Origin of the sequence: Allobosea sp. MMO-172 (assembly GCF_037147855.1) — a bacterium.
Classification (GTDB): domain Bacteria; phylum Pseudomonadota; class Alphaproteobacteria; order Rhizobiales; family Beijerinckiaceae; genus Allobosea.
In genome coordinates this window covers 160,465-185,602 of sequence record NZ_JBBCUM010000012.1, presented here as the reverse complement: position 1 = coordinate 185,602, position 25,138 = coordinate 160,465, and the positions used below count along the sequence as shown (strand labels likewise).

23 protein-coding genes are annotated in these 25,138 nt (G+C 65.6%); 15 read left to right on the top strand and 8 right to left on the bottom strand.

Features of this window, described 5'->3' with window-relative positions; translation table 11 throughout:
• Nucleotides 1-612 (bottom strand): ABC transporter ATP-binding protein (locus WFK61_RS18480; RefSeq protein ID WP_336813545.1); only part of this gene is annotated, 612 nt, incomplete at its 3' end.
• A 395-nt stretch (nucleotides 613-1,007) separates the two neighbouring features.
• Between WFK61_RS18480 and WFK61_RS18475 the strand changes: the two genes are divergently transcribed.
• The 3 genes from WFK61_RS18475 to WFK61_RS18465 are packed head-to-tail and all read left to right on the top strand — an operon-like array spanning nucleotide 1,008 to nucleotide 3,087.
• Nucleotides 1,008-1,754 (top strand): electron transfer flavoprotein subunit beta/FixA family protein, encoded by a 747-nt coding sequence (locus WFK61_RS18475; RefSeq protein ID WP_336813544.1) that lies wholly within the window; start codon nucleotides 1,008-1,010, stop codon nucleotides 1,752-1,754.
• Nucleotides 1,754-2,692, top strand: a complete 939-nt coding sequence (locus tag WFK61_RS18470) for an electron transfer flavoprotein subunit alpha/FixB family protein (protein ID WP_336813543.1) — start codon at nucleotides 1,754-1,756, stop codon at nucleotides 2,690-2,692. The genes WFK61_RS18475 and WFK61_RS18470 overlap by 1 nt, the downstream gene beginning before the upstream one ends.
• Nucleotides 2,689-3,087, top strand: coding sequence for a helix-turn-helix domain-containing protein (locus WFK61_RS18465; protein ID WP_336813542.1), 399 nt, complete (start codon nucleotides 2,689-2,691; stop codon nucleotides 3,085-3,087). Before WFK61_RS18470 ends, WFK61_RS18465 begins: the two co-directional genes overlap by 4 nt.
• A 56-nt stretch (nucleotides 3,088-3,143) precedes the next feature.
• Here the strand turns inward: WFK61_RS18465 and WFK61_RS18460 are convergent, their stop codons facing one another.
• On the bottom strand, nucleotides 3,144-4,082 hold the full coding sequence (locus tag WFK61_RS18460) for a LysR family transcriptional regulator (protein WP_336813541.1): 939 nt from the start codon (nucleotides 4,080-4,082) through the stop codon (nucleotides 3,144-3,146).
• A 110-nt stretch (nucleotides 4,083-4,192) separates the two neighbouring features.
• Between WFK61_RS18460 and WFK61_RS18455 the strand changes: the two genes are divergently transcribed.
• From WFK61_RS18455 to WFK61_RS18440, 4 genes are all read left to right on the top strand, one after another.
• Complete coding sequence (locus WFK61_RS18455; protein WP_336813540.1) at nucleotides 4,193-5,140, top strand: alpha/beta hydrolase; 948 nt, start codon at nucleotides 4,193-4,195, stop codon at nucleotides 5,138-5,140.
• Between the two features lie 192 nt (nucleotides 5,141-5,332).
• Entirely contained in the window at nucleotides 5,333-5,962 is a 630-nt protein-coding gene (locus tag WFK61_RS18450; protein ID WP_336813539.1) for a flavodoxin family protein, read from the top strand.
• Nucleotides 5,963-6,135: 173 nt separating this feature from the next.
• Complete coding sequence (locus WFK61_RS18445; RefSeq protein ID WP_336813538.1) at nucleotides 6,136-6,765, top strand: SDR family oxidoreductase; 630 nt, start codon at nucleotides 6,136-6,138, stop codon at nucleotides 6,763-6,765.
• Nucleotides 6,766-6,786: 21 nt separating this feature from the next.
• Nucleotides 6,787-7,728 carry an alpha/beta hydrolase gene (locus tag WFK61_RS18440; RefSeq protein WP_336813537.1) on the top strand — a complete coding sequence of 314 codons (942 nt, stop codon included), beginning with the start codon at nucleotides 6,787-6,789 and terminating at the stop codon, nucleotides 7,726-7,728.
• A 220-nt stretch (nucleotides 7,729-7,948) separates the two neighbouring features.
• On the opposite strand, the gene WFK61_RS18435 is transcribed toward WFK61_RS18440, so the two are convergent.
• Entirely contained in the window at nucleotides 7,949-11,671 is a 3,723-nt protein-coding gene (locus WFK61_RS18435) for a vitamin B12-dependent ribonucleotide reductase (protein ID WP_336813536.1), read from the bottom strand.
• An 817-nt stretch (nucleotides 11,672-12,488) separates the two neighbouring features.
• Between WFK61_RS18435 and WFK61_RS18430 the strand changes: the two genes are divergently transcribed.
• The 3 genes from WFK61_RS18430 to WFK61_RS18420 all read left to right on the top strand — a co-directional run bounded on the left by WFK61_RS18430 (nucleotide 12,489) and on the right by WFK61_RS18420 (nucleotide 14,285).
• Complete coding sequence (locus WFK61_RS18430; protein WP_336813535.1) at nucleotides 12,489-12,989, top strand: hypothetical protein; 501 nt, start codon at nucleotides 12,489-12,491, stop codon at nucleotides 12,987-12,989.
• A gap of 59 nt (nucleotides 12,990-13,048) precedes the next feature.
• Nucleotides 13,049-13,459, top strand: coding sequence for an NADH:ubiquinone oxidoreductase subunit NDUFA12 (locus tag WFK61_RS18425; protein WP_336813534.1), 411 nt, complete (start codon nucleotides 13,049-13,051; stop codon nucleotides 13,457-13,459).
• 184 nt (nucleotides 13,460-13,643) lie between these two features.
• Nucleotides 13,644-14,285 (top strand): DUF2155 domain-containing protein, encoded by a 642-nt coding sequence (locus WFK61_RS18420; protein WP_442896326.1) that lies wholly within the window; start codon nucleotides 13,644-13,646, stop codon nucleotides 14,283-14,285.
• Between the two features lie 27 nt (nucleotides 14,286-14,312).
• On the opposite strand, the gene aat is transcribed toward WFK61_RS18420, so the two are convergent.
• Nucleotides 14,313-14,933 carry a leucyl/phenylalanyl-tRNA--protein transferase gene (gene aat / locus WFK61_RS18415; RefSeq protein WP_336813551.1) on the bottom strand — a complete coding sequence of 207 codons (621 nt, stop codon included), beginning with the start codon at nucleotides 14,931-14,933 and terminating at the stop codon, nucleotides 14,313-14,315.
• Nucleotides 14,934-15,361: 428 nt separating this feature from the next.
• Complete coding sequence (gyrA, locus tag WFK61_RS18410; RefSeq protein WP_336813533.1) at nucleotides 15,362-18,166, bottom strand: DNA gyrase subunit A; 2,805 nt, start codon at nucleotides 18,164-18,166, stop codon at nucleotides 15,362-15,364.
• Between the two features lie 211 nt (nucleotides 18,167-18,377).
• On the opposite strand from gyrA, the gene WFK61_RS18405 reads away from it, so the two are divergent.
• Both WFK61_RS18405 and WFK61_RS18400 read left to right on the top strand, forming a co-directional pair.
• A complete protein-coding gene (locus WFK61_RS18405) occupies nucleotides 18,378-19,010 on the top strand; it encodes a MarC family protein (protein WP_336813532.1) in 633 nt (210 codons plus the stop codon).
• 69 nt (nucleotides 19,011-19,079) lie between these two features.
• Nucleotides 19,080-19,622 (top strand): hypothetical protein, encoded by a 543-nt coding sequence (locus WFK61_RS18400; protein ID WP_336813531.1) that lies wholly within the window; start codon nucleotides 19,080-19,082, stop codon nucleotides 19,620-19,622.
• Nucleotides 19,623-20,233: 611 nt separating this feature from the next.
• Here WFK61_RS18400 and WFK61_RS18395 read toward each other — a convergent pair.
• Nucleotides 20,234-20,479, bottom strand: a complete 246-nt coding sequence (locus WFK61_RS18395) for a hypothetical protein (protein WP_336813530.1) — start codon at nucleotides 20,477-20,479, stop codon at nucleotides 20,234-20,236.
• A gap of 268 nt (nucleotides 20,480-20,747) precedes the next feature.
• Here WFK61_RS18395 and WFK61_RS18390 point away from each other — a divergent pair, with 268 nt between their 5' ends.
• The 3 genes from WFK61_RS18390 to WFK61_RS18380 are packed head-to-tail and all read left to right on the top strand — an operon-like array spanning nucleotide 20,748 to nucleotide 22,079.
• Entirely contained in the window at nucleotides 20,748-21,062 is a 315-nt protein-coding gene (locus WFK61_RS18390; RefSeq protein WP_336813529.1) for an ArsR/SmtB family transcription factor, read from the top strand.
• A complete protein-coding gene (locus WFK61_RS18385; protein WP_336813528.1) occupies nucleotides 21,059-21,418 on the top strand; it encodes an SRPBCC family protein in 360 nt (119 codons plus the stop codon). Before WFK61_RS18390 ends, WFK61_RS18385 begins: the two co-directional genes overlap by 4 nt.
• Nucleotides 21,419-21,467: 49 nt before the next feature.
• Nucleotides 21,468-22,079 carry an ATP-dependent Clp protease proteolytic subunit gene (locus tag WFK61_RS18380; RefSeq protein WP_336813527.1) on the top strand — a complete coding sequence of 204 codons (612 nt, stop codon included), beginning with the start codon at nucleotides 21,468-21,470 and terminating at the stop codon, nucleotides 22,077-22,079.
• A gap of 4 nt (nucleotides 22,080-22,083) precedes the next feature.
• Here WFK61_RS18380 and WFK61_RS18375 read toward each other — a convergent pair whose 3' ends face one another.
• Together WFK61_RS18375 and WFK61_RS18370 are read right to left on the bottom strand one after the other, a co-directional pair.
• Nucleotides 22,084-23,262 carry an E22 family MetX-like putative esterase gene (locus WFK61_RS18375; protein ID WP_336813526.1) on the bottom strand — a complete coding sequence of 393 codons (1,179 nt, stop codon included), beginning with the start codon at nucleotides 23,260-23,262 and terminating at the stop codon, nucleotides 22,084-22,086.
• 78 nt (nucleotides 23,263-23,340) lie between these two features.
• Nucleotides 23,341-25,083 (bottom strand): AsmA family protein, encoded by a 1,743-nt coding sequence (locus WFK61_RS18370; RefSeq protein ID WP_336813525.1) that lies wholly within the window; start codon nucleotides 25,081-25,083, stop codon nucleotides 23,341-23,343.
• Between the last annotated feature and the right edge of the window lie 55 nt (nucleotides 25,084-25,138).

The following is a 25,138-nucleotide window of genomic DNA, read 5'->3' as shown; positions in this document are numbered from 1 at the left end:
GACCATCAGGATGGTGCGGTTCTTCGAGACCTTGCGGATCAGGGCCTCGATGCGCTCGACATCCTCGCGGCCCATGCCGGCCATCGGCTCGTCGAGCAGCAGCATCTCCGGATCGAGCGCCAGCGTCGTCGCGATCTCAAGCGCACGCTTGCGGCCGTAAGAGAGTTCGCCCGCCGGCGTCTCCGCGAACGGCGACAGCCCGACCGCGGCCACGAGCTGGAGGGCCTCGCCATCCAGCGACTCGAGGGTCTTTTCCGAGCGCCAGAAGTCGAAATTGTCGCCGCGCTTGCGCTGCAAGGCGATGCGCACATTGGTCTTGCAGGAGAGCTGCGGGAAGACCGCCGAGATCTGGAAGGACCGCACCAGCCCGAGCCGGGCAATCTCAGCCGGCTTCTCGCCGGTGATGTCGCGGCCGTTATAGGTAATCGACCCGGTCGAGGGCTGCAGGAACTTGGTCAGCAGGTTGAAGCAGGTCGTCTTGCCGGCCCCGTTCGGGCCGATCAGCGCATGGATCGTGCCGCGTCGGACGTCGAGGTCGACGCCATTGACCGCCATGAAGCCGCCGAAGCTCTTGGCGAGCCCGCGCGTGGATAGAATGGTATCGTCAGACACGGTTTCCTCCCCGGCACTTCGTCTGGTTGCAACAGGGGTGCGACCGGCGTGTGCGTCTTTTCGGTGCTTCGCCGGCCGCGATCCGTCAGGAAACGAGGCGAGCGAGGTTGCTTATCTGCAGTTCCGGCGGAGCATATGTGCCGCTGGCCTTTGTCGCAACAACAAACAATCGTTAGGTAGATGATGCGCGTGGGGGATAGGCTATCCCTATGGCGGGGGAAGGGCCCTCTCGTTAGGCCTGGATCCGACTTGACTAACAATCGTTAGTTTAATAGTCGAGATGGCCAACGGACGCAATATGGCTGCGCAGGCGCCGCCACGAGCCGGTCTCATGTGATCGACCCGCCATATGCGGCGACCAGCGCATCGCAACCGACGAGCTTTGAGGTGACACGATGAAGATCTTGGTGCCCGTGAAGCGGGTGGTTGATTACAACGTGAAGATCCGCGTGAAGGCGGACGGTTCGGGCGTCGAGCTGGCGAACGTGAAGATGTCGATGAACCCGTTCGACGAGATCGCGGTGGAAGAGGCGCTGCGCCTGAAGGAAGCCGGCAAGGCGACCGAGGTGGTCGTGGTCTCGATCGGCCCGGCTCAGGCTGCCGAGACGATCCGCACTGGGCTGGCCATGGGCGCCGATCGCGGCATCCTCGTGAAGGTCGAGGCAAACGTCGAGCCGCTGGCCGTCGCCAAGCTCCTGAAGAAGGTCGTCGAGCAGGAGGCCCCCGGCCTCGTCATCCTCGGCAAGCAGGCGATCGACGACGATTGCAACCAGAGCGGCCAGATGCTCGCCGCTCTCCTCGGCTGGGGCCAGGGCACGTTTGCTTCGAAGGTCGAGCTTGGCGCGGACAGCGTCGAGGTCACCCGCGAGGTCGATGGCGGCCTGCAGACGGTGTCGCTCAAGCTCCCGGCGATCGTCACCACGGACCTGCGCCTCAACGAGCCGCGCTATGCCTCGCTGCCGAACATCATGAAGGCGAAGAAGAAGCCGCTCGACGAGACCTCGGCCGATGCGCTTGGCGTCGATGTCGCGCCGCGCCTCAAGGTGCTCAAGACGGTCGAGCCCGCCGGCCGCTCCGCCGGCGTCAAGGTGGCGAACGCCGCCGAACTCGTCTCCAAGCTCAAGACCGCCGGGGTGATCTGATGACCACGCTGCTGATCGCCGAACACGACAACGCCTCCGTCAAGGACGCCACCGCCAAGGCGCTGACGGCTGCCGCCAAGCTCGGCTCACCCGTCCACATCCTCGTCGCGGGCCAGGGCGCCAAGGGCGCTGCCGATGCCGCCGCCAAGCTCGCCGGCGTCGAGAAGGTGCTGCTCGCCGATGACGCGGCCTATGGCCATGCCCTGGCCGAGCCGCTCGCCGCGCTGATCGTCAAGCTCGCGGGGGCTTACGACGCCATCGTCGCGCCCTCGACCACGACCGGCAAGAACGTGCTGCCGCGGGTCGCGGCCCTGCTCGACGTGATGCAGGTCTCGGATGTCAGCGCGATCGTCTCGCCCGACACGTTCGAGCGCCCGGTCTATGCCGGCAACGCGATCCAGACCGTGCAGTCGACCGACGCCAAGAAGCTTTTGACCATCCGCACCGCCTCCTTCGCGGCGGCTGGCGAAGGCGGCTCGGCCGCCGTCGAGAGCGTCTCGGCTGCGGAAAACCCCGGCAATTCGTCCTTCAAGGGCGAGGAGGTCGCGAAGTCCGACCGTCCGGAGCTGGCCTCGGCCAAGATCATCATCTCGGGCGGCCGCGCGCTGGCCTCGGCCGAGAACTTCGGCAAGGTGATCGAGCCCGTCGCCGACAAGCTCGGCGCCGCCATGGGCGCCTCGCGCGCCGCGGTCGATGCCGGCTACGCCCCGAACGACTGGCAGGTCGGCCAGACCGGCAAGGTCGTCGCCCCCGAGCTCTACATCGCCGTCGGCATCTCCGGCGCGATCCAGCATCTCGCCGGCATGAAGGACTCGAAGGTCATCGTCGCCATCAACAAGGACGAGGAAGCCCCGATCTTCCAGATCGCCGATTACGGGCTGGTGGGCGACCTGTTTACCGTTCTGCCGGAACTCGACCAGGAACTGTCGAAGCCATGAGCGCGGCGCCGATGCGAGCCAAGGCGCGGATGGGCGAGATGCCGCTGCCCTGCCGTCCGCGCGCGCCGCTGGATGTGGAGACCCACATCCAGGCGAGCGACGGGCGGTTGCTGTCCACCAGCTTCCTCGAGGATGAGGCCTCGTTCCGTCAGCGCCTCATGACCTTGAGCGAAAGTCAGTTCGCGGTGCTGTCACTGGCCGCGCGCGGCTATCTCAACAAGCAGATCGCCTGGTTCTGCGGCATCTCGGAAGCGACGGTCAAAACGCATTCGGCCGAGGCCGTCCGGCGGCTGGAATTGCGCTCGCGCACCGAAGCCGCCGTCAAGCTCGCGATCTATCTGGAGCGCTCCCAGCTGACGAACTTTCGCCAGCTCTTCCGTGGCGGCGGCAACTGAGCAGTGCCGTAGGCGGCCGCTCACGGCGGAGGACGGTCTCTTACGTCTGGCACCGGTCAGTCCGCGGGGGTCTCTGCCGCGCGCTCCCTGGTTTCCTGCTTCGGAGCGCGGTAGCGCAGAGCGTCGACCAACAGCTTGAAGGCCGGCGAGGTATGGCGCCGGTTCGGATAATAGAGGTGGTAGGCCGGCAGGGGCGGCGTCCATCTGTCGAGAACCCGCCGCAGCCTTCCATGGGCGATGGGCTCCTCGACCTGGTCGAGCGGCAGATAGGCCAGGCCCAGCCCTGCCAGCGTCGCGTCGAGGATGAGGTCGATCGTGTTGAACACGAGCTGCCCGCCGACTTTCACGCGGATCTCGCGCCCCTGCTGCAGCAGGCGCCAGGCGTTCAGCGTGTCGGAGGTCGGCAGGCGCAGATTGATGCAGGAATGATCCACCAGATCCTGGGGATCGCGGGGCTCCGCAAACCGGGCGAAATAGGCGGGCGCGCCGACGATCGCCATGGGAATCTCGGGCGAGATACGGACGGCGATCATGTCCTTCGCGACGTGCTCTCCCAAGCGGACGCCGGCGTCGAAGCGATCCGCGACCACGTCCGCGAGGCCGTAATCGATGACGATCTCGACCTTGATGTCGGGATAGTCCGGCAGAAGCCGGGCGAGCGCCGGGCACAGGATGGTCTTCGCGGCATGCTCGACCGTGGTGACCCGTAGCGAACCGGCAGGCCTGTCGCGGAACTCGCTGAGGCTGCTGAGCCCCTGGTCGATGTCCCGCAGCATCGGGCCGATCCGATCCACCAGGCGCTGGCCCGCTTCGGTGGGAGCGACGCTGCGGGTCGTGCGGGCGAGAAGCCTGACGCCGAGGCGTTCCTCGAGCCTGCGGATGATTTGGCTGAGCGCCGATTGCGACAGGCCGAGCTTCGTTGCAGCGCGGGTGAAATTCTGCTCCTCCGCGACGACCACAAGCGCGGTCAGATCGGCCATGTCCTCACGCTTCATTCATTATCCTGCTTATTTATCCAAGAATTATCGTGGCATAGAATGATGGCTTCCGGAAGCGTAGCCTCTCTCCATCGGCACCGTGAGTGCCCCACAGGATGGAGGTCGCAATGGACAAGATCAGCTTCCGGAACACCAACAACCCGACGATCACGATGTCGGCGGTGATCAATTTTCCCGAGGGTTTCGACGAGAAGGGCAGCTACCCGGCCGTCATCGTCTCGCATCCCGGCGGCGGCGTGAAGGAGCAGACGGCCGGCACCTATGCGCATGAGCTCGCCAAGGCCGGTTTCGTCACCATCGCCTATGACGCTTCCTATCAGGGCGAGAGCGGCGGCGAGCCGCGCCAGCTCGAAAACCCGCATATCCGCACCGAGGACGTCAGCGCTGTCGTCGATTATCTGACGACGCTGCCCTATGTCGACAACGGCCGCATCGGCGCGATGGGCATATGTGCAGGTGCCGGCTACAGCGCTAACGCCGCGCTCCAGGACCATCGCATCAAGGCGCTCGGAACGGTCAGCGCCGTCAATATCGGCTCGATGTTCCGCAATGGCTGGGAGAACACCGTCAAGGACGCCGATGCGCTGCCCTATATCGAGGCCGGCTCGAACGCCCGCACCGCCGACGCTGCCAGCGCCGCCAAGGCGCGGATGCCGCTGGCGCCGGAAAAGGAAAGCGACGCGCCGAACGAGGAGCTGCGCCAAGCCTGGGAATACTACCACACGCCGCGGGCCGAATGCCCGACGGCGCCGGGCTTCGCCACCGCCCGCAGCCTGAACCAGATCATCACCTATGACGCCTATCACAAGGCCGAGGCCTTCCTGATCCAGCCGATCCTGGCGATCGCCGGCTCCGTCGCCGGCAGCAAGTGGATGAGCGATGACCTGCTCGCCCGCGCCGCCAGCACGGACAAGGCGATGCATATCGTCGAGGGCGCCAACCACATGGATCTCTACGACGGCAAGCCCTACGTCGCCGAGGCGGTTTCGGTCCTGACGCCGTTCTTCCTCCGGACACTCGCGCCGCAGACAAGGCAGGCCGCCGCGGCGGAGTGACCGGAGCCACGCGCGCTCAATGACGGTGACCCGGAGCCGCGATGCGGAGCCGGGCCATCGGCATGCGCCCTGGCGGGCAATGCCGAAGCCTTACGAGGGAAGCCGAATGCACAAGGGCATGGCTTGGTTCGATAGCGAAGGCGGCTCCGCGGAGGGCGATGCCTGCGCAATCGGAGCGCGGGTGGTGGCGCCATGATGCGCTGGCTCGCGATCGCTGCGGCCGTCGCCCTCGTCGGGGCCGCGCTGGTGCCGATCACGGTGGCGCTGGTCGACAGCCGTCAGGCCCGGCAACTGCGCGACCTGCTTTCCTATCCCGCCGGCTCCGGCCCGCGCGAAACGCGCGTCGCGGTCGTCTACTTCTCCCGCTCCGGCAACACCGCCCTGGCGGCGCGGCATATTGCGCGCCGGCTCGAGGCGGCACTGTTCCCGCTCGCCGCGCCCGACTACGGCCTTGGCCTGGTCGGGTGGGCGCGCGCCATGTGGGACGCGCGGGGGCATTCCGCCAAGATTGCGCCGATGATCATCGATCTCGCGGCGTTCGATACGGTCTGGCTCGGCTCACCGATCTGGCTTCATAGCCCCGCTCCGCCGATCTGGGACTTCGCCCGAAACAACCGCTTCGACGGCAAACGGGTGATCCTGTTCAACACGTTCAACAGCGCGTTTTCGCCGGAAGCGATTGCGGAATTCGGCCGGATCGTGACGCAGAACGGCGCGCGCTCGTTCGAGCATCGTTTCATCCGGCGCGGGCGCATGGGCTCTCAGCTCTCGCCCGAGGAGATGCTGCAGGCCATCGATGCCGATTGGCTCTCCCGGCAATAGGGGCGGCCGACATTCTATTAATCACGTAGTCGATAGAGTCAATAAGATTGAGCACTCTAATCCGATAATCCTCGAGGGCGTATATCCATTCGGGACAAGGCGGCATGGCAACGGCGCTGCCGCTGACAAAGGCAACCATGGGGCCGCCGGTTCCAAGGATAGGGAGTGAGAACATGGCCAGGGTTCTGGTTCTCGGCGCAAACGGGCAGATCGCCCGCCACGTCATCGGCATGGTCAAGGATGAGGCCGAACTGACGCTCTTCCTGCGCGATGCCGCAAAGCTGCGCGATCGCCCGGCGAACTCGCGATTGGTACAGGGCGACGTCCTGGATGCGGCGCAATTGACGGCGGCGGTGAGGGGGCAGGACATCGTCTATGCCAATCTGACCGGCGAGGATCTCGATGCGCAGGCGAAGGCCGTGATCGCCGCGATGCGGGCCGAGGGCGTGAAGCGCCTGGTCTTCGTCCTGTCGCTGGGGATCTACGACGAGGTGCCCGGCGCGTTCGGCGCCTGGAACAACGCGACGATCGGCGAGGATCTCAAGCCGTTTCGCCGGGCCGCCGATGCCATCGAGGCCTCCGGCCTCGACTACACGATCATTCGCCCGGCCTGGCTGACCGACGAGGACGAGGTCGATTACGAGCTGACCGCCCGCGGCGAAGCCTTCAAGGGCACTGTCGTCGCGCGCAGGAGCGTCGCCGTCCTGATCGCCGGGATTCTACGCGACCCGCAGCTCCATAGCGGCGCCGATCTCGGCGTCGACAAGCCCGGCAGCGATGCCGACAAACCCTATTTCATGTGAACGGAAGAAAGGAAAACCGCTATGAAAAGCGTGAAGATCCAGAATGCCGATATGGCCTGGCATATCGCCGCAAACATCCTGTTCCCGCCCGAATTCGATGAGGGCAGGACCTATCCGGCGATCGTCAGCGTCCATCCTTTCGGGAGCTGCAAGGAGCAGACCTCGGGCAATGTCTACGGCAAGGCGCTGGCCGAGCAGGGCTTCGTCGTCATCGCCTATGATGCGAGCTTCCAGGGCGAGTCCGGCGGCTCGCCGCGCTGGGTCGAGGACCCGACGCAGCGCGTCGAGGATATCAGCCGCGTCATCGACTACGCTGTGACGCTGCCTTACGTCGATGCCGACGCCATCGGTGTGCTGGGCGTCTGCGGCGGGGGCGGCTACGTCCTCAATGCGACCTTGACGGAGAAGCGCATCAAGGCCGTGGTCAGCATCACCGGCGTCAATATCGGCCGCCTGTTCCGCGAGGGCTTCAGCAATTACGATCCGCTGGGCGCGCTCACTGCGATGGCTGCGCAGCGTACCAGGGAGGCCCGCGGCGGCGAGCTGCAGGTGAACGAATTGCTGCCGGCCAGTCCGGATGTGGCCAGGAAGAACGGCCTGACCGAACTCGATGTGTTCGAGGCGACGGACTACTACAAGACGCCTCGCGGCCAGCAGCCGGGCGGCTGGACGCGCATGCTGTTCTCGCATGCGCAGAAGACGCTGGCCTGGGATGCTTTCGCTTTCGCAGAGACGTTGCTGACGCAGCCGATGATGGTGGTGATCGGCAACAAACCGGGAGCCTTCGGCGCCTTCCGCGACGGCATGGAGGTTTATGGCCGCGCCACGGCTTCGAAGGACCGGCGGCTGGTGGTCGCCGAGGGTTGGTCGCATTACGACCTCTACGACAAGCCGGAGCCGGTTGCGATCGCTCTCGAACAGGCCGTGCCTTTCTTCAGGAAGCATCTGCAGGGCGAGGGGTAAGAGCCTGCTCGGAGAGCGTTAAGCTCGCGGAGATTGCGGCGGAGGCTGCTGCGTCATTTGTGGGCGGCAGATGGGGCAGAACGGTAGATCGCGGTTCCTGACAGCCCTCTATCCGACGAAGAGAGGCGCCCGACTCGATCAGGCGCCTCTCTGAATTTGCGGAACTTGCCTACAATCGAGGCAACGCTATGCCCCGATTTTCAATGATGCTTGTCGTCGTCTACGAGCAGCCGGTGGTCGAGCCGCAGGTGTTGCACTTCAGGCAGGTGCCGTTGCGGACCAGCGTGAAGTTGCCGCACTCGCCGCAGCTGTCGCCGACATAGCCCTTCATGATCGCCTCGGCCCGGCGCTCGGACTGCGTCGGCTGGGCGGCCGGAGCCGCAAAGCCGAGCTTGGCCATCTCCGCTTCGCCATAGGCCTCCGGCTCTTCCTTCAGCGCCGTCGCACCAGCCGTCGCCAGCGCCATGGCCGGAGCCGTGCTGCGGGCAACCGCGTCGTTTGCCGCACCGCCGCCCTGGATGGCGAGCAGGTTGATCGGCTTGCCGCGGCGGAAGCCGGTGGAGGCCAGCGGGGTCGAGACGACCGGAGCCGCATCCGGCGCCTTGTCCTGGCCGACGCCGCCGCCGATCACGTCATGGCCGATCTCGCTCGGGTCGACATGGGCGAGGTCGTTGCGGCCGAGATAGGAGATCGCGAGCTCCCGGAAGACGTAGTCGAGGATCGAGGTCGCGTTCTTGATCGACTGGTTGCCGGCGACGAAGCCCGAGGGCTCGAAGCGGGTGAAGGTGAAGGCCTCCACATACTCCTCCAGCGGCACGCCGTATTGCAGGCCGAGCGAGACCGCGATGGCGAAGTTGTTCATCATCGCCCGGAAGGCCGCGCCCTCCTTGTGCATGTCGATGAAGATCTCGCCGAGGCGCCCGTCCGAATACTCGCCGGTATGGACATAGACCTTGTGGCCGCCGACGGTGGCCTTCTGGATGTAGCCCGTGCGGCGATCAGGCATCTTCTCGCGCTCGCGCTTGCGCTCGATGCGCTCGACGATGCGCTCGACGATCTTCTCCGAGATCTGGGTGGCGCGGGCGGCCATCGGCTGGGCGACCAGCGTCTCGACGGCGTCATCCGCCTCGTCGTCATCGTCCGAGATCAGCGCCGAATTCAGCGGCTGCGAGAGCTTGGAGCCATCGCGGTAGAGGGCGTTCGCCTTCAGCGCCAGTTTCCACGAGAGCATATAGGCGCTCTTGCAGTCCTCGACCGTGGCCTCGTTGGGCATGTTGATGGTCTTGGAGATCGCGCCCGAGATGAAGGGCTGCGCCGCCGCCATCATGCGGATATGGCTCTCGACCGAGAGATAGCGCTTGCCGATGCGGCCGCAGGGGTTGGCGCAATCGAAAACGTTGTAGTGCTCGGTCTTTAGATGCGGGGCGCCCTCCAGGGTCATAGCGCCGCAGACATGGACGTTGGCGGCTTCGATCTCGGCCTTGCTGAAGCCGAGGAAGGGCAGGAGCTCGAACGACATGTCGTTCAGCTTCTCGGCCGGGACCTTGAGCGTGCCGGTGAGGAAATCCTCGCCCAGCGTCCACTTGTTGAAGACGAACTTGATGTCGAAGGCGCTCTTCAGCCCCTTCTCGACCGCCTCGATCTTCTCGTCGGTGAAGCCTTTGGCGCGCAGCGTCGAGGGATTGACGCCCGGCGCCTGCTTCATCGAGCCGTGGCCGACCGCATAGGCCTCGATCTCGGCGATATCGGCCTCGCGGTAACCGAGTGCACGCAGCGCATCCGGCACGGCGCGGTTGATGATCTTGAAGTAGCCGCCGCCGGCGAGCTTCTTGAACTTCACCAGCGCGAAATCGGGCTCGATGCCGGTGGTGTCGCAGTCCATGACGAGGCCGATCGTGCCGGTCGGCGCGATCACGGTCGCCTGGGCGTTGCGGTAGCCATAGCGCTTGCCCTGTTCCAGCGCCTCGTCCCAGACGATGCGCGAGCGCTCCGCCATGGTGACGGCCGAGCCGCCGAGACGGGCGAGTGTGGCGTGGTCGAGCGGGACCGGGGTGACGCTCAGGCCCTCATAGCCGTCGGCGAGGCCGTGGGCCGCCGTGCGGTGGTTGCGGATGACGCGCAGCATGTGGCTGGCGTTCTTCTTGTAGCCGGGGAAGGGACCGAGTTCGCCGGCCATCTCGGCCGAGGTCGCATAGGCGACGCCGGTCATGATCGCGGTGAGCGCACCGGCGAGCGCGCGGCCCTCGTCCGAGTCGTAGCCGAGGCCCATGGTCATCAGCAGACCGCCGATATTGGCGTAGCCGAGGCCCAGCGTGCGGTATTCGTAGGAGAGCTCGGCGATCTCGCGGCTCGGGAACTGAGCCATCGTCACCGAGATCTCGAGCACGACGGTCCAGAGCCGGCAGAGATGCTCATAGGCCGCGACGTCGAAGGACTTGGTTTGCGTGTCGTAGAACTGCAGCAGGTTGGCCGAGGCCAGGTTGCAGGCGGTGTCGTCGAGGAACATGTACTCGGAGCACGGATTGGACGCCCGGATCCGGCCGGAAGCCGGGCAGGTGTGCCAGTCGTTCATCGTCGAGTTGAAGTGCAGGCCGGGATCGGCCGAGGCCCAGGCGGCGTAGCCGATCTTCTCCCAGAGGTCGCGGGCCTTCAGCGTCTTGACGACCTTGCCGGTCGTACGGCCGGTCAGGTTCCAGTCGCTATCGGTCTCGACGGCGCGCAGGAAGTCGTCGGTCAGCGAGACCGAGTTGTTCGAGTTCTGGCCGGAGACGGTGAGATAGGCGTCGGAATCCCAGTCGGTGTCGTAGGTATCGAAGGAGATGTCCTTGTAGCCCTGCTTGGCGAACTGGATGACGCGCTTGATGTAGTTGTCCGGCACCAGCGCCTTGCGGGCGAGCTTCACCTCGCGCTTGAGGGCCGGGTTCTTCTCGGGGTCGAAGCAGGAATCGCCTTCGCCTTCGCAGTTCACGCAGGCCTTGAGCACGGCCTTCATGTGCTTCTTGACGGTCTTGGAGCCGGTGACGAGAGCGGCGACCTTCTGCTCCTCCTTCACCTTCCAGTCGATATAGGCCTCGATATCCGGATGGTCGGCATCGACCACCACCATCTTGGCGGCGCGGCGCGTGGTGCCGCCCGACTTGATGGCACCCGCAGCGCGGTCGCCGATCTTGAGGAAGGACATCAGGCCCGAGGACTTGCCGCCGCCGGCGAGCTTCTCGCCTTCGCCGCGCAGCATCGAGAAGTTCGAGCCGGTGCCGGAGCCGTATTTGAACAGGCGGGCTTCACGGACCCAGAGGTCCATGATGCCGCCTTCGTTGACGAGGTCGTCCTGCACGCCCTGGATGAAGCAGGCATGCGGCTGCGGGTGCTCGTAGCTCGACTTCGACTTCACCAGCTTGCCGGTCTTGAAGTCGACGTAGAAATGACCCTGGCTCGGGCCGTCGATGCCATAGGCCCAGTGCAGGCCGGTGTTGAACCATTGCGGCGAGTTCGGCGCGACGCGCTGGGTCGCGAGCATGAAGCGCAATTCGTCGTGGAAGGCGGCGGCGTCCTCTTCCGAGGAGAAATAGCCGCCCTTCCAGCCCCAATAGGTCCAGCAGCCGGCGAGGCGGTCGAAGACCTGCTTCGACGAGATTTCGGAGCCGTAGCGTTCGCCCTCGGGCAGCTCGGCGAGAGCGGCCTCGTCGGCGACGGAGCGCCACAGGAAGGAGGGGACGTCGTTCTCCTCGAACCTCTTCAGGCGCGCCGGCACGCCGGCCTTGCGGAAATACTTCTGCGCGAGCACGTCGCTCGCGACCTGCGACCAGGTCTCGGGAACCTCGATGCCTTCCAGCCGGAAGACGACGGAGCCGTCCGGGTTCTTGATCTCGCTGACGGCCGATCGGAACGGGATCGCGGCATAGGGCGACTGTCCGGCGGTGGTATAGCGGCGCTCGATGCGCATGATCTTCGTCCCTTGATCTGCCGCGGGCCCGCCTTGCAAGCCACGCGCGGCCGGTTGATCACCGGCTCCTGATGTCAGCCCAACTCGGTTCGATGCCGGGATCATCGCGCGTCCTTTCGGACGCGATCACGATGATCCCACCAATGCAGGAGCATCGGATTCATCCAAAAAGTGGCTTCCACTTTTTGGTCCGATGCTCTGGGATCTCCGCGGTGTCGCCCCGCCGATGGTCCCGGACGCGCCCAAAATGCCCGCGCAAATCCGTTCGCTTCCGCTGTTGATGGCGGATGCGGCGGCAGGCCCGGAACACACTGGAAAACTAGGGTTTCGCAGTCATCCAGAGGGGGTGCCGCCGGCCGTCATGCGATGGTCAAAATCTAGTGCAGATACCCGTTGGGCGTCAAGGAATAGTGCCCTGTGATCCCTGTGGGCACGACATCTGGTAGGGATATGTGGGTTATGGGGATAAGTTGCAAGGCCTCCGCTAAGCCCCGGAAATCACCGGGGAATCGGATGCGCGTCGGCAAGATTGCCACAGTGCCGGAGGAAGCGCAGTCCCTAAAATCCCCACTATTCATGGTTGACGGTCGGTGAAGGCGAGGCACCCAAGGCCGGCTGCGAGCACCGCTTTCAAGGCTGCCCGGAAGTCGCTGATCTCCGGGCATTTCCGGCGGAGAGAGGTCATTCGCGCGCGCCTCGAATCGCGGCCGAATCGTGGCGAGGGCGGCAAGGCACGCGCAGATTGAGCGATCCGCTTAAAGTGACGTTAGGTTGGTCGGGGTAGGGTGGCTGTACCGTGATCCGCCTGGGAAAGCCTATGCGCCGCTACGCAGTCTGCCTGCTTCCGCTCGTCCTGGCAGGTTGCAACGATCGCGAGCCGCTAGCTCCGGCTTTCGCCGGGGAGTGGGCATCCCGCCAGCTGGGTTGCCGCAGCGCACCGCGGATCACCATCAACAAGACGGGCATCTCGGCTCCGGGAATGCCGGTGAACGGGCTGACCTTCACGAAGGCCACCGTTTCCGGATCCACCGCGCATGTCGTCATGGAGATGAGCGCCAGCGCGCGGCTGGTGGCAGGTTCGTCCGACCCCAAAAGGTCGCGCCATGAATTGGACCCCCGCGAGATCGAGGTACTGGCGACGCTCATCGCCTCGGGACGGTCCGTCAGCGCGACCAATGTCCTGGTCAGGGACAAGCAGACCCGCCAGCTCAGGGCCGTCCCTTCCGATGTCATCGCCGTCATGAGCCTGACGCGCTGCGACGGGAACGAAACATCGCGCAGTTTCAGCACCGTCGGCCTATCGCGGGCTGGACAGTAGGCAGTCCGGGAGCCATAAGTCGCGCGACTGTTTTGCACTGCGCGCACGGACTGAGGACGATGAAGGACTGGCTGCTGCAGATCTTCACCTGGTGGAACGGCCAGACGATCGGCACGCGTTTCCACACCTGGCGCCATGGCGAGCGGGTGGGCGAGGACGAGTTCGGCAATGTCTATTACCGCACCAAGGGTGGGGTTAAGGACAAGGCGCTCGGCTTCCAGCGCCGCTGGGTGATCTACAAGGGCGAGGCCGAGGCCTCCAAGGTACCGCCCGGCTGGAACGGCTGGTTGCATCACACCGTTGATGTCGCGCCCTCCGAGGAGAGCTACCAGCCGCGCGAGTGGCAGCAGCCGCACCAGCAGAACTGGACCGGCACGGCGCTGGCCTATCGCCCGCAGGGCTCGACCCTGGCCGAAGGCGAGCGCCCGGCCGCGACCGGCGACTACGAGGCCTGGACGCCCGGCCGCTGAGACAAGGCCACGAGGCCATCCGCGCATATCGGGCCGCTCCTTACGGGGCGGCCTTTTGTTATGCGCCACGCATTGGCGGTTGAACCTGAGGCCTTTCAGGTCCAACGCCCTTTTTCCGCTGCGATTGCCGTGTTACTGCGCGCCATCGCGGTCTTTCCGCGCTGTCGAAGAGATTCGCGCCCGCATGCCGTCGTTCTTTCGTTTTCCGATCCTGGCCGGCCTCGCCTCGAGCGCGCTGATGACGCTGGCGGCCACCGGCCCGGCTCAGGCCGACCGCATTCGCAATCCGACGGCCGTCTTCGCCGGGCTCGACAAGATCACCGGCCGCATCATCTCCTTCGAGGTGGCGATCGACGAGACCGTGCAGTTCGGCGCCCTTCAGCTGACGCCGCGCGTCTGCTGGACGCGTCCGCCGACCGAGGCGCCGCAGACCGACGCCTTCGTCGAGGTCGACGAGGTCACGGTCAAGAACGAATATCGGCGCATCTTCACCGGCTGGATGTATGCGGCGAGCCCCGGCCTGCACGGCGTCGAACACGCGATCTACGATGCCTGGCTGACCGACTGCAAAGGCGGCACCGAGCTCGTCGTCGATCCCAAGGAGCCGGAGGCGCCTCCCGCCGAGGATCCGCGCCGGCCGCGCAACGCCCCGCGCGACCCCAACCAGCCGCCTTTGCCCGGGCAGCAGCCCGCGCTGCCGCCGCCGGGCGGGCGCATCGATGTCGAGCCGCAGCGTGGCGTGCCGGTGCAGCCGCAGCGGCCGAGCCAGCGCTTCTTCCCGACCAATCCCGGCCAGGGCCGCGATCCGACCACCGGCGGCGGCTGATCCTGCCACCGTCTCGGCGATCCGCATTCAAAGCTGGGCGAGAACGTCCCGGCCGCTGACCGGCTCTGAGCCCGACCCAGCATCCCAGCGACCTTGGTGGCGCAGCGCGTCCTCGAGCAGTCGGCGATAGGCGTCGCGCGGGATTTCCATCGTGCCGAACTGCGCGAGATGGCCGGTCTGGAACTGCGTATCGAGCAGGCGGTAGCCGCCATGCCGGAGCCGCGCGACGAGATGGACGAGCGCGACCTTCGAGGCGTCGGTCTCATGGTGGAACATGCTCTCGCCGAAGAAGGCGCCGCCCAGCGAAAGCCCATAGAGTCCGCCGACCAGCCGCCCCTCGCGCCAGCACTCGACCGTGTGGACATGGCCGAGTGCGAAGAGCTCGCCGAAGATCTCGCGGATGCGCTGGTTGATCCAGGTTTCGGTCCGGTCCGGTTTGGCCTCGGCGCAGGCCGCGATGACCGCATCGAAGGCCGTGTCGACCCGGACCTCGAAGCGATCGGAGCGGACGGTGCGGGCGAGCCGTGACGAGAGATGGAAGCGGTCGAGCGGAATGACGCCGCGCAGCTCCGGCTCGACCCAGAACAGGCCGGGATCGTCGGCGCTCTCCGCCATCGGGAAGATGCCGGCGGCATAGGCGCGCAGCATGATCTCCGGCGTGATGGCGGGGGTGCGGAGGGGCACGGAACGAGCCTTCATGACCGGATGGGAGCGTGAGGCGGGCTTTGAGTCAAACGGAAGAGAACGGCCCCGGTGCACCTCGTCATTGCGAGGAGCGGAGCGACGAAGCAACCTAGGGGGACTGGGGCGTCGCGTTCCACCCAATCCCCTTGGATTGCTTCGCTTCGCTCGCATTGGCGGCTGGTGCCGAGGTTGAGCAAGGGAGCCTCCTCGTCATTCCGGACAAGCCGCGAAGCGGCGCCGATCCGGAATCCATCATAGAGCTCGGCGCTCCAAGATAGATCCCGGGGCAAGCCCGGGATGACGACGCGGTCCGGTGCGAACCTCGCTACTCTCACTGCAGGCGCCATGACTTCAGACACAGCCTGAAGTCATGGCCGCAAGAGGCTGGCAGGTCAGCCTTCGGTGGCTTCGCCGCCCGGCGCTTCGTCGCCAGTCTCGCCGTTCTCTCCGCCTTCGCCATCGTCGTTGATGCACTCGACCGAGACGACCTTCTCGTCCTTGTCGGTGTTGAACACCGTCACGCCCTGGGTCGAGCGCCCGGCGATGCGGATACGGTTGTTCGGGCCGGCATCGACCGGCACGCGGATGAGCTGGCCGCCATCGGTGACGAGCATGAGCTGGTCGGTATCCAGCGCCGGGAAGGAGGCGACGAGCTTGCCGTTGCGGTCATTGACGACCATGGCGACGATGCCCTTGCCGCCGCGCCCGGTGACCCGGTACTCGAACGACGAGGTGCGCTTGCCGTAGCCACGCTCCGAGACCGTCAGGATGAACTGCTCGGCCGCGCCCATGGCGGTGTACTTCTCGAGCCCGAGCTCGATATCGCCGGCGCTCTCCTCGGCATCGGCCTCGACCGCTGCGGTGGCCTCGCTACCTTCCTCGGCCTCGCCGGTCAGCGCCCGGCGGGCGGCCGCGGCGCGCTTCAGATAGGCGGCGCGCTCGTCCGGCGTGGCCTCGAGATGGCGCAGGATCGCCAGCGAGATGACCTCGTCGCCCTTGGCCAGGTTGATGCCGCGCACGCCGGTCGAATCGCGGCCCTTGAAGACGCGCACCTCCGGCACCGCGAAGCGGATGCACTGGCCGTCGGCCGTGGTCAGCAGCACGTCGTCGTTCTCGGTGCAGATCTGCACGTCGACGATATGGTCGCCCTCGTCGAGCTTCATCGCGATCTTGCCGGCGCGATTGACGTTGACGAAGTCGGAGAGCTTGTTGCGGCGCACCCCGCCCGAGGCGGTGGCGAACATCACGTCGAGCGTCTCCCAGCTCGCCTCGTCCTCGGGCAGCGGCATGATCGTGGTGATGCGCTCGCCAGCCTCGATCGGCAGCATGTTGACCAGTGCCTTGCCGCGGGCGTTCGGCGCCGAGAGCGGCAGGCGCCAGACCTTCTCCTTGTAGACCTGGCCTTCCGAGGAGAAGAACAGCACAGGTGTGTGGGTCGAGGCGACGAAGAGGCGGGCGACGAAATCCTCGTCCTTGGTCGCCATGCCGGAGCGGCCCTTGCCGCCGCGGCGCTGCGCCCGATAGGTCGAGAGCGGCACGCGCTTGATATAGCCGCCATGGCTGACGGTGACGACCATGTCCTCGCGGGCGATCAGGTCCTCGTCGTCGAGATCGGAGCCCCAGTCCTGGATCTCGGTGCGGCGCGGCGTGGCGAAGGCATTCCTGACCTCGGCGAGCTCGGCCTTGACGATCGACTGGATGCGGGCGCGCGAGCGCAGGATATCGAGATAATCCGCGATCTCCTTGGCGAGCTTCTCCAGCTCGTCGCCGATCTCGTCACGGCCAAGGGCGGTGAGGCGCGACAGGCGCAGTTCGAGGATCGCCTTGGCCTGCGCGTCCGAGAGCCGGTAGGTGCCGTCCGGGTTCATCGGATGGCGCGGATCGTCGACCAGCGCGATCAGCGGGGCGATGTCGTCGGCCGGCCAGTCGCGCGCCATCAGCGATTCATGCGCTGCGGCCGGCGTCGGCGCCGTGCGGATCAGGCGGATGACCTCGTCGATATTGGCGACGGCTGTGGCGAGGCCGCAGAGCACATGGGCACGCTCGCGGGCCTTGTTCAGCAGGTAGCGCGTGCGCCGCGACACGACGAGCTCGCGGAACTCGACGAAGGCGGAGATGAAGTCCTTGAGGTTCAGGACTTCCGGGCGGCCGCCGTTCAGCGCCACCATATTGGCGCCGAAGGAGGTCTGCAGCGGGGTGAAGCGGTAGAGCTGGTTCAGCACGACATCGGCGACGGCGTCGCGCTTGATCTCGATGACGACGCGCACGCCCTCGCGGCTGGATTCGTCGCGCAGGTCCGAGATGCCCTCGATGCGCTTCTCGCGCACGAGATCGGCGATCTTCTCGACCATCGTCGCCTTGTTCACCTGATAGGGAATCTCGGTGACGACGATCGCCTCGCGCTCCTTGCGCATCTCCTCGATATGCGTCTTCGAGCGCATCACGATCGAGCCGCGGCCGGTGTGATAGGCCGAATGGATGCCGCTGCGGCCCATGATCGAGGCGCCGGTCGGGAAGTCAGGGCCGGGGACGATCTCGATCAGGTCGTCGATCGAGATTTCGGGATCGTCGATATAGGCGACGCAGGCGTCGATGACCTCGCCGAGATTATGCGGCGGGATGTTGGTGGCCATGCCGACCGCGATGCCGCCGGCGCCGTTGACAAGCAGGTTCGGATAGCGCGCCGGCAGGACCGTCGGCTCATGCTCCTTGCCGTCGTAGTTCGGCTGGAAATCGACCGTGTCGAGATCGAGGTCCTCGAGCAGCGGGATCGCCGCCTTGTCGAGGCGCGCCTCGGTGTAACGGTCGGCGGCGGGTGAGTCGCCGTCCATCGAGCCGAAATTGCCCTGACCGTCGATCAAGGGCAGGCGCAGAGAAAAGTCCTGCGCCATGCGCACCAGCGCATCATAGACCGCGAGATTGCCGTGCGGATGGTACTTACCCATCGTGTCGCCGACGATACGGGCGCATTTGGTATAGGGCCGCTCAGGCAGGTTCTTGTTCTCGTGCATCGAGAACAGGATGCGGCGGTGGACCGGCTTCAGGCCGTCGCGGACATCGGGCAGAGCGCGGCTCACGATCACGCTCATGGCGTAATCGAGATAGCTCTTCTTCATCTCGTCGGTGATCGCGATCGGCTTGATGTCGCCGCCGAGTTCCGGGGCTCCGTCGCGCTTGTCGTCGGTATCGTCGCTCAAGGGGAAATGTCCCGATTCCTGCTGGTTTTTCAGCCTTCTGGCTATCCGATTCCGGCAGGAGAAGCCAGCGAAAGCGGGCGCTGTCCAAGCAAAAATTCCGTCAATGATTTCAGCGTTTTACGGGGCATTTTTAGGCGCGCCTCAGCGCGCTGCCATATTCCGGCCTTTCTTGGCGCGTGACGGCGGCCTTCCGGCATGCTGATGTGGCGCCATGTTCGTCGAATTCGCCACCGCCGCCCTCGTCACCATGCTGGTGACGCTCGATCCGCCGGGCCTCGCGCCGATCTTCCTGTCGCTGACGCGTGGGATGTCGGAGGGCGAGCGCAAGCAGGTCGCGATCCGCGCCTCGATCATCGCCTTCTGCATCATGGCCTTCTTCGCCGTGGCCGGCGACATCGTGTTGAAGGCGCTCGGCGTCTCACTGCCGGCCTTCCGCATCGCGGGCGGGCTTTTGCTGTTCTGGATCGCCTTCGAGATGGTGTTCGAGCGCCGCACCGAGCGCAAGCAGCAGACGGCCGAGACGGCGATCACGCAGGATCATATCCGCAATGTCGCGGCCTTCCCGCTGGCGATCCCGCTGATGGCGGGGCCGGGCGCCTTGACCGCGATGATCCTGCTCGCAGGCCGCGCCCATGGCGACCCGCTGCTGCTGGCGACGCTGGCCGTGATCTGCGGGCTCGTGGTGCTGTCCTGCCTTCTGGTTTTCCTGACGGCGACGCCGATCGCGAAGCTGCTCGGCGTCACCGGCAATATCGTGCTTACGCGCCTGCTCGGGGTTATCCTGGCCGCGCTCGCCGTGCAGTTCGTGATCGACGGGATCAAGGCTGCGGCGCAGGCGGGGTAGACGGTGATTGGAAGGGGCTTTCGACCCGCAGCGGACATCTTTTCCCTGTGTTGCCAAAGCAAGGCCGTGATGGGTGAGGCCGATATGTGGCTTGCCGGGACGACGGTGAACAGCGGGATGGTCAGGATGAATGTCCGCGGGCGGCAGAAAGCGCGCTTCATGAAAGTGCACGCGATTCTAGGGGGCGCTCTGCTAACGGTTTCGACCTTCAACCTCGCCTACGGCTCTTCCGCAGCTAAGTCTGCGCTGGTTGGCGAATGGGCGTGGAATGATGAATATCTGCCCGCGGGGACGTTCAAGAAATCGTTTCGGGAGAGCGGGGGGTACACGCTGAAGTTCGGGAGCGGCGGTAACGTTGAGGCGATGGTGTCGATGCGCAATGGGCTGGGCCCCAGGGTGGGGGAGGCGCTTGCTGCCAATGGGCGCTACCAGGTCAAGGGGCGTCGCCTTGTGATGACGACCGATCCCAGGCCTTCGGATGGGTGGCCGGGCCGGGACGGCAAGCTTCGGTCTCGTTATGTATGCCGCCTCACCTTGGCGCCCAAAGCTGCAAGCTTTCGTCTCGATGGCTGCCCTATCCATGGGAACTGGTTTCGGGTCGATGGCGAATAGCGTTACTTCTTCCGATCCATCGCGGTCTCAGGGCACGAAAGTTCGAAAACACCCCTGATTTCCGCTTATGTGAGTAATCTTATCGGTCGCCCTGCGGGTAGAACCGTACTCCCCGGTAGGATTCGTTGACCCGTCTATTATCTGGCCGCAATCGGCAAGTCCGCCAGTGTTTGAGAAAGAAAATGTCCCTCTATTATTGTTGTCTACTTCCATACGAAATCCATGGGAGATCAGTTCGGTTTTCATCTTAAGATAGCTGCTTCCATAAGGGTAAGATTCTCTCAGGCGCTCATTAAATTGATCGTGATTCAGTTGAAATTTTGGTGCGCAGCCAGTCAGTGCTATATTCAGGATAGCCAGCTTAAAAAAATTACTGATTATCGCTCTTAGCATTATCGGTTGCGAAACCCCAATCGGAGCCATCATTTTCTCGCTTACACCGTGGCGAGAATTGGATTCTGACCTTTGATATCGAGGACTGAGAGTGGTTTCAACCGCGCTCGGAAAGCCCGCTCCCAACCCTCGCCCGAATGACCTGCCCGATCTTGATCACCGCGACGTTCATGGTCTGCTTCCAACCCATTACAGACCCGTAGCGCAGCGCGCGGCAATCAGCGCCCCGGCCCCATCGTCCCGACCGTCCTTAACCGAGCCGACCTGACCCAGCCGCTGACGTCGCGGCCGGTCCGGGGATTAAGATACATCACCGACGACCAGCCATCCCGCGTCTGCGCATAGGCGATGACCTCGTCCTTCGGGATGATGAAGACGCCTTTCATCGGGCAGGCGCTGTCCGGCGCCGAATGGAATTGCAGGCGGCCGGTGCCGGTCACGACCTGGCTCAGCGGCGGCGACAAGGCGGGGGCCTGATCCGAGCCGGCTTGTGGCTCCGTACAGGCGGCCTGCGCGGTGGGAGACGACAGGGAGCATATCAGGAGAATGGCTAGCCCCGTCATCCTCATGGCATGCCCTCTCGCGGCCCGTATCGGTCCTCGCGACACGCTAGCACGGCGCCGCTGTTTCGCATCCCGCGGAATTGGGCCGGGCCGCTCTTGGAAAGAGCTTCCGTGGCTGGTGCACGAAAGCGCTCTTGCGATTCATATAAGTCAATGCTTATGTGCCATCATGATCGAGAACGAGATATTCAAGGCGCTGGCCGATCCGACGCGGCGGGCCATCCTCGACAAGCTGGCGGCTGGCAGCATGAATGCGAGCGAGCTGCGCGAGGGCATCGCGATCAGTCAGCCGGCGATGTCGCAGCACCTCGCGGTGCTGCGCGGCGCCGGCCTCGTCCGCGAGGAGCGGCAGGGGCGCTTCGTGAACTACCGGGTCGACCCGGCGGGGCTGGCACTGGTCGCACGATGGCTGGCGAAATACCGCGCCTTCTGGCCGGCGCGGATCGACGATCTCAGGACCTTGCTCAAGGAGATGGATCAATGAGCGGCGAGGACAGCGAAACGGCGGCCGACCCTCTCGTCTTCGAGTTCCGGTTCGACGAGCCGCCGGAGAAGCTCTGGCGCGCCCTCAGCACGCCCGGCCTACGCGAGCATTGGTTGCCCGACGCCGAACTGGCCGACCCCGAGCCGAGCGTCGTCACGCCGGGGGAGGCGCTGCGCTACCGCATGCGCGACAGCGAGCCGCCCTTTCTGGAAAGCGTGGTCACCTTCCGTATCGATGCCAGCGAGGCCGGCGGAAGCAGCCTGCATGTGGTCCACGAACTGACCAATCGTCGCGTCGGGCGGGAGCTGATCCCGGCGAACAGCAATGCGCCGTCGGTAATGCGTGCCGCCGCCTGAGGCGGCGCGAAAACCTCTATCCATTTTCCCGAGACTTTGGAGTTCGCCGATGCGCGAAGCGATGCAACTCGTCCCTATGGTCGTCGAGCAGTCGAGCCGCGGAGAGCGCTCGTTCGACATCTACTCGCGGCTGCTGCGCGAGCGGATCATCTTCCTGAACGGTGAGGTCAACGACGCGATGAGCGCGCTGGTCTGCGCGCAGCTCCTGTTCCTCGAAGCGGAGAACCCGAAGAAACCGATCCATCTCTACATCAACTCGCCGGGCGGCGTGGTGACCAGCGGCTTCGCCATGTACGACACGATGCGCTACATCCGCTCGCCCGTGCATACGCTGTGCATGGGCACGGCGCGATCGATGGGCTCGTTCCTGCTGATGGCCGGCGAGCCGGGCGAGCGCGGGGCACTGCCCAATGCCAGCCTGCACGTGCACCAGCCCCTCGGCGGCTTCCAGGGGCAGGCCTCCGACATCTTCATCCATGCCGAGGAGATGCGGCAGACCAAGCATAGGATGACCCGGCTCTATGCCGAGCATTGCGGGCGCAGCTACGAGGAGGTCGAGCGCACGCTCGACCGCGACCGCTTCATGACCGCCGAAGAAGCGCTGGAATGGGGTCTGATCGACCGGATCGTCCACCGCATGGAGGAGCCGGCCGCGGCGTAGCCCGTCACTTCTCCAGGAAGGCCCGGATCGCGCCTTCGGCCTGCTTCATCGACATCACGCCGTCGAGATGGCCGCGCGAGCCGTCGATGGTCGTGTGGGTGATGTCGCGCCCGGCCGCCTTCGCGGCCTTCACCGTGGTTGCGACCATATCGGGCGTGAAGACGAGGTCCTTCGGCTGCGTGATCAGCAGCATCGGCGCCTTGATCTTCGCCATGCCGTCAGCGAGCGAGGTGCCGCCGGCGGCGAAGAGCTGGTTCGCCTTGACGAGATAGAGGAAATGGTTGGCGTCGGAGACCTTCGCGCGGGCCATGCCGGCATTGTCGAGCACGCTCTGGACCTGGAACTTGTTGGCGAGCGCCTTGGCGGGATCATCGCCCTCCTTGGCCGGGCGGCGGCCGAAGGTGGCGTTGGCCCAGTCCTGATGGTTGGCCTGCAGCGTCACCGCCGTCAGCGCCTTGGCGAGGCCGGCGAGCGGCGGGGTCTTGCCGTAATAATCGCCATTGTTCCAGTTGGGATCGACGAGGATGGGCGCGGCCCAGACGTCGAGCCAGGCGATCAGCATGGCATCGGCCTCGCCGGCGCCGATCACCGGCATCGCCTTGGCGACCATCTCGGGGTGGCTCGCGGCCCATTCGAAGGTCTGGAGCGAGCCCATCGAGGGGCCGGCGACCAGCGCGAGCTTCCTGATGCCGAGGCTCTCGACCAGCGCCTTCTGGACCTCGACGAAGTCGCGCACCGTGACGACGGGGAAGTCGAGCCCATAGGGCTTGCCGGTGTCGGGATTGGTCGAGGCTGGGCCGGTCGTGGTGGTCTTGGGATCGCCGGTGTTGAGGTTCACCAGCGTATCGGACGACAGGACGAAATACTTGTTGGTGTCGATCGCCTTGCCCGGGCCGATGATCGCGTCCCAATAGCCCGGCGCCGCGTCATTGGCCGCGTATTTGCCGGCGGCATGCGAATTGCCCGAGAAGAAATGGCAGATCAGGATGGCGTTGGACTTGTCGGCGTTGAGCGTGCCGTAGCTCTCCCAGCCGACCCGGACATTCCGGAGCGTGCGTCCGCTCTGGGTCGTGAAACTCGGGATCTCGAAGATCTTCTTCTCGACCGCCAGATCCTGCGCCTCGGCCATGCCTGCCGTCATCCATCCTGCGAGCGCCAGCGCGCCCATGATCCACATCTTCATCGCCGCATCCTTCGCGCTGCCGCAACAAGCCCGGCGGCATGAGAGCGGATTTCGGGAGAATGCGAAACTAGGCTTAAGTCAGCGCGTGAGCAGCGTCGCGCCGGCCGGGCTCAGGAACGCCTCGGTTTCGAGCTCGAACACCGGCGCGTCGACCGGCCCCTTGAGCACGAAGGGCAGCTTCAGGGCCCCGTTCGGCGAGGTGAGAAGCGCCGTCATGTCGAGGGTGCGGGAGCGCAGCAAGGCGCTGCCGGCGAGGTTGAAGCGGTAGTTCTGGCCGGTCATTTGCGCTTCGGTCAGGGCGAGGATGCCGCCGGCGATCCCGGCATTGGCCGAGATGGTCTCGAACGGCGTCTTGCCCTGTCGCCAGTCGCGCAGCGCCTGGGCCGGGCTGCGCTCGGCGCGGCGGAGCAATTCGGCAAAGGCGATGCCACCGATTTCGCCCTGCCGCGCGGCCAGGTTGACGCGGCCGGTGAACGACCCCAGCAATTCGTCGAAGGTGCGGCCGATGCCGTCCAGCGCGAGCTGAACGCCCGCCGTGCCGCTCAGGCGCGCCAGTTGCGGCAGGTCGGAAGCAGCCTGGCCGATATTCACCTTGTCGAGCCCGGCCTGGATCTTGACGTCGACGCCAGCGGGCGTGCCGATCGCGAGCAGCCGGGTCTTGACGTTGCCGCCATAGGCGCTGGCGCGGAGCAGGCCTGTCTCGAAGCGCCCCTTCTTGATCAGAAGATAGGTCGCGACATCGCTGAGCCTGGCCCCCTTCAGGCGGGCGGCATCGACGGAGATGCGCAGGTCGATATCGCGTGAGGTCCAGGCGTCGAGGTCGAAGGGAGTGGTGTCCGCCGCATTGACGGCCGGGACCGGCAAGCGGTCGACGAGGCGGCCGAGATCGAGCGTCGCGCCGGCGAGCGTGCCCGATAGCGCGAAGCGTCCGCCGGTTTCCGCGAGCTTGATCGCTCCGTCGAGGCGCTCGCCGTCGAGATTGACGATCGCGCTGTTGAACGAGACCTCGCGGGCCTTCACCTGAATCTCGGACGAGATGGCGACGGCGCCGAGCGCCGAGCCCAGCCGCGATTTCTCGCCGAACCAGCCCAGCAGCTTCGGCAGCGAGGGGGTGGACAGAACGAGGGGACCGCTGATCACGGCTTCGCCCGGGCCGGAGCGGTTGCCCTCGAAGCGCAGCTTCAACAGAGGGGAGGTGGCCGACAGGGCAGCCTTGGCGTTGCCGCCGGCCATCGGCCAGAGCAGGTTCACCTCGGTGGGCACGCCGCGCCAGCTCAGCGAGCCGGACAGGCTGAGCGGTTCGTTCCGGTCGCGTTCGTCGATGACGAGATTGAGGTCGCGCACGACGCTCTGGATCGCGCCGTCGGCCCGCAGGAAGACCGAACCTGAACTGACGACGATCTTGCTCTGGCTCTGCAACTGCTCGAATTCGGCAAGCGCGGGGCTGAGCCATTCGGTGATACCGTCGCTGCCGGCAGGAGCGGCGACATCGATCCGGGGGGCGACGAGATCGACGCGGTCGAAGCTGATCCGCCCGCTGAACAGCGGCAGGAGGCGCAGATGCGCCTTGACCCGTACGGCCTCGCCGGCAAGAGCGCCGTCGCGCTGGGTGAAGGCGACCTGAGACAGGCTGATGCGGGGCAGGGGCAGCAGGGCGAACTCGGCGCGCTCGATCGCCTTGACGACGAAGCCAGTCCGTTCCTCGATCGCCCTGATCGCGCTGCGCTGGACGCGCCCGAGCGCAACGTCCCAGGACTGCAAACCGAGCAGGCCGATGGTAACGACGAGGCTGAAAGCGAGGATCGCTGCGCGTCTGGTCATGGACTTCCGAATCGGCACGGGCCGAAAGTCAGCCAGCCCCCTGGCGGCAGAGGGT